Below are 4,247 nucleotides of genomic sequence, written 5' to 3' on the forward strand. Positions count from 1 at the left end.
TCTTCCCTGGGACAGGGCCATTCATATCCTTCTTCCTCATTATACATAGAAACTGATTGTTCGGAGTTTTTCTATCCCAAAATGAATAACCCTTCTGCTCTATATCTTACAGGGGACGGGGTTGTTGACACGTTCTCACGCTTTTAAAACAATTCCCCTATTAATTCCCGTAAGTCTCTTCTATTTGTCGAATTGATAAGTTATGCTTCTGCTTAAGCATTCCTAAGTACGTATTTTTTGTTTGACAATAAGTCGTTGCAAATCTATTGTATTTTTTAAGTTACAGACCGTCATTATTAGTACTCTTGCTTCTTCAAAGACACAAAGGGACGGTTCTCTCGTGCTTTATGCCTTGCGGACAATAGCAAAACTAATACCTGTAAGCCTTGAAATTTGGCGTATTGATAAGCCGTTTCTCTTAAGCAATGCTATATTTCCATCTCTTTTTATTTTATCCATAGCCTGAAATTCAGCTACACTATGAACCCCGCATACTTCTTTCAAGATATCCTGCGCTTCTTTGTCTGTAATCCTTTTGCTTTCCAATCCAAAGTCAAGGCAGTTTGTCGTTTCCTCCTCCTGCATATAGCTTACAAAAAGCTCTTTGGCTTTTTCGCTGTTCTCATGAAATAGCGATAATCCAAACGCTGTATAAGTTATACCAGTACCGTATAAATAGTCCTGGTAGCTGCTCCATTTGTATTGCAGTCCTTCCTCGCACATGCCTGCTTTCATGGGATTTTGATGTATGTATCGTAGTACTGTCAAGAAATAACTATCATCGTCCACCGGCTCGCTTTTAAATCTATCCTGAAACAAATGACCTGTACGATTATATTTTATATTATACCAATATACATAGCGAACACCTATTCTCTTGAAGATTTGTTCCAGGCTTTCATTTTCTTCTTGAATAAGCAAATGTAGGTGATTTCCCATTAGACAATATGCCATAAGTTTAAATGTGCCTTTTTCCTGGCATAATTCCAAGACTTGCAAATATTTCTCGCAATCCTCTTCTTCTTCAAATATTAGTTGCTTGTTGATGCCTCGCAGCATTACATGATAAATCCCACTTTTACTCTTTTTTCTTGCTATTCTTGGCATAAACTAACACCCTCTTCCAAGCTATCATGGAGAGGGTGTTTCGTCAACACACAAGAACCGTCCCCTTGTGCTCTATTTTTATTATTTGTGCGAGTATATCTGTTCTAATTGCATTTGAGTGCATAAGTAATTATTATTTTATGGCGGTATGTGTGTTGAATGTTTTGCTGTAGAAATATTTGCGGGTGCTGTTTATTAAAATGCTATATATTATTTGGTTTGTTTAACTATAAATAACTATAAATAACTATAAATAACTGTTTTTCCGATTTTTAAATTTAATATTTAAATATTACAAAATCACGAAAGTGTAACATGGCTTGGGCGATTTTTAAAAAAATATTTTTCCGGGGGCAGTAATTGATGTTATTTTGTGCGTAGTAATAAATAATAGGGCTGTTAATGTATTGGGTGCTGCAGATTTGTTTAAAATACTGATATTTACTGGGTTTGGCGTGTACTATAAACAAATATTTTCCGTTTTTTTAATTTAATATATAAATATTACAAAGTCGGGAAAGTGTAACATGAAATTGAGACATTTTTGATAATTATTTTATCTTTGACCCAGTAGAATAAATTCTATAAGATATTAACTTGTGACGGTAAACTGTCTGTAGTTATCACTGTTTGAACCAGATTTATTCCGGGACAACTGTTAATAGTATTTATTGTATTGGTTTACGATTAATCACTGTGGTGACTCTGATTGTATAATATGATTATTATTTAATGAGTCAGATTGATTGAGTTATTGATTTTACTGGATTCATGATATTTTACATAAAAGAACCTCTACGACGAAAACTCCGTTTTCGTCATCACCGCAAGGTGATATATTAGAATTATTATTACTAAGGAGGTTTTATTAATATGTACGATAATGTGAGGAAATGTCCTAATTGCGGTAAAGAAGCACCTTGTATGGGTTCATTGATGAAGTGTAAGGAATGTGGCAGTGTTTATTGTTCTAATTGTTCTGGTAATGGTTATGGAGGTATGTGTCCTCATTGTGGTAGTAATGAGTCTAAGTCATTCTGATGCACCAGATTTAATTTTCACGATTTATCAATAGATAAATATTATCCAGTTGCTGTTTGTTCATCAGACGACACCTGAGATAAAGAGAGAGGTCAGTGGATTTTTACGTCCGCTGACCTCTCTTTTTCTTCTCTTGGTTAATCCAAATTATTTTGTGATACCTTTCCCTACAATTTTTCCATCAACAGAATTTACAGTTACTGTAACGCCATTGTAATTTGTGGCAATAATAAAATTATCTTCAGTTATACGTGTACCAACATAAGGAACATCATTTTTAAATGAATATACGTCGTTAACATCTTGCACTTGCCATACTATGTGACCATTCTCATTCACGGCATAAACATTGTTAGTAGTTTTGATATTTGATGGAATATCGACTAGAACAATATATAAGCTATTACAAATCTTTACATTATCAATTTTAAACTGAAACTTAACCTTGTTCCCATTTACTATCAAGACGTTATCATCAATTTTAAAATCTCTCATTTCATACTCCTATTCTAATGGCCGTGGATTAGAGAATTCTTCTCCAATACCTCTTTGCCCCACTAGGTCGATTTGAGTACCGCCACCTTTTCCCCATCCAGCTACTTCGTTGGCTTCTCCAACACGTACTTTTGTGCCAGCAGGGATTGTAACATCTGTAATATATTTAGGAACCTCTGGTAGAGCAAATTTATCTCTTATCTGCTCTGGCGTTAATCCTGCAATATCTTCTTTTTTCATTACCCACCCACCTTTTTGGAATGAATTTTCATCATCATAAACACGTACAAAGGTGGTTGTTTCTTTCAATTCTACCTCTTGTACAACAGTTCCAGGCTTATAAGGAGGCTTATCGTAACCTTTTTCTATTTTCCACCAATTATTAACTTCATCTGCACTTCTCTCAATTTTGCTGGATACTTTTATACCGTTTAGAGCTTTAGCTGCCGTTGCAACTGCTGCTGCTTCTTCCGCAGCCCTTACACCAGTTCCAATTCCCCCCGCAAGGCTACCACCAGAATATCCTGAACCTAGTGCAATTACACCACTTGCCCATTCTCGTGCTTTTGCAAGGATTAATTCTTTCTTCTGGGCATCAGTATCATCCGTTATAGCAATTCCTATTGCTTTGCCATTAAATTCAAAAAGAATTGTTTGATATTGGACCACTCCAGGAAAATAAGTATCTACTGAGCTTGTCCCATTTCCTTTTTTATAATCCCATCCATAATCAGGGTTATCTGCATCTTGCTCCCAGAAATATACTCCCTCTGGTGGCGGTGCGATGGCGGTGTCAACTCCGTTTATTACCATGAAGAATCCATCTTTTGTATGAACTATCTCACCTTCACGATGGGTTCTATGGTTATAATCGTTATTTTTGATTCCACTGACAGCCGTACTTGCACCGGACGGCGCGCTACCGCCAGTGATTTGCGCTACGGTTGCACCGACTAGAGCACTCGCCCATTGGCGCATAGCAGGGTCTGTTATTTTGGATAACTCATTTTGAACGGCTTGACTTGCACCGGCCCCCACTGCTCCTGATGCAAAACTACCACCACCGAGCTCAGACATGATGCCACCAGCTAAAGCGTGAAGAGCAATTTTATATTCTCCACCTTCAGCCCATTTGGCTTGTTCTTCAGGAGTTTTTGCTTTATTCCATTGGCTGTCAGCAAAATCTCCTATGACTTTAAACGCCACTTCGCCAAATACTTTGGCTAGTTCCTGTTGTTCCTCGACGGTCTTTTTGTCAAATATCTTACCTAATGCATTCAGGGAATTCGCTGTATCCCGGCTTAATCCACCTAAATCCTGATTCGGATTACTGCGTATTTCAATTGTGCCTTCTGCTATAGCTGAATGGGTAGTACTGTCGGCATCACCAGATGCTTTTGTTCCAATAGCAGGGGTTAAACCTGCATCTTTTTTCTCAGCATCTTTATTGGTATTGAGATTGACGCCACTGCTGCTGGCGCTGTACTCCGCCTTATTCTCAATATCCGAGTAAGTCAGCGTATCGGTACTAATCTTATTCTTATCCGGTGTAGCCTCGCTGCTAATGACCGCACCCTTCAGATCAGTATTCTTACCGACATTAA

The 4,247-nt window shown here is 37.5% G+C and carries 3 protein-coding genes; all 3 read right to left on the minus strand.

Annotated features, from left to right (window positions below):
• Positions 1-345: 345 nt before the first annotated feature.
• A complete protein-coding gene (locus tag GX348_11135) occupies positions 346-1,107 on the minus strand; it encodes a transposase (protein NLP42714.1) in 762 nt (253 codons plus the stop codon).
• Positions 1,108-2,295: 1,188 nt separating this feature from the next.
• Positions 2,296-2,643, minus strand: coding sequence for a hypothetical protein (locus tag GX348_11140; GenBank protein ID NLP42715.1), 348 nt, complete (start codon positions 2,641-2,643; stop codon positions 2,296-2,298).
• Between the two features lie 9 nt (positions 2,644-2,652).
• A partial coding sequence (locus tag GX348_11145) for a hypothetical protein (GenBank protein ID NLP42716.1) occupies positions 2,653-4,247 on the minus strand: 1,595 nt, incomplete at its 5' end.

Source organism: Veillonellaceae bacterium, assembly GCA_012523975.1.
Lineage (GTDB): Bacteria > Bacillota > Negativicutes > JAAYSF01 > JAAYSF01 > JAAYSF01.

Bases quoted from the DNA above. Each gene is read 5' to 3' on its own strand.
- GX348_11135 (NLP42714.1), bottom strand. From the start codon at position 1,107: ATGCCAAGAATAGCAAGAAAAAAGAGTAAAAGTGGGATTTATCATGTA.
- GX348_11140 (NLP42715.1), bottom strand. From the start codon at position 2,643: ATGAGAGATTTTAAAATTGATGATAACGTCTTGATAGTAAATGGGAAC.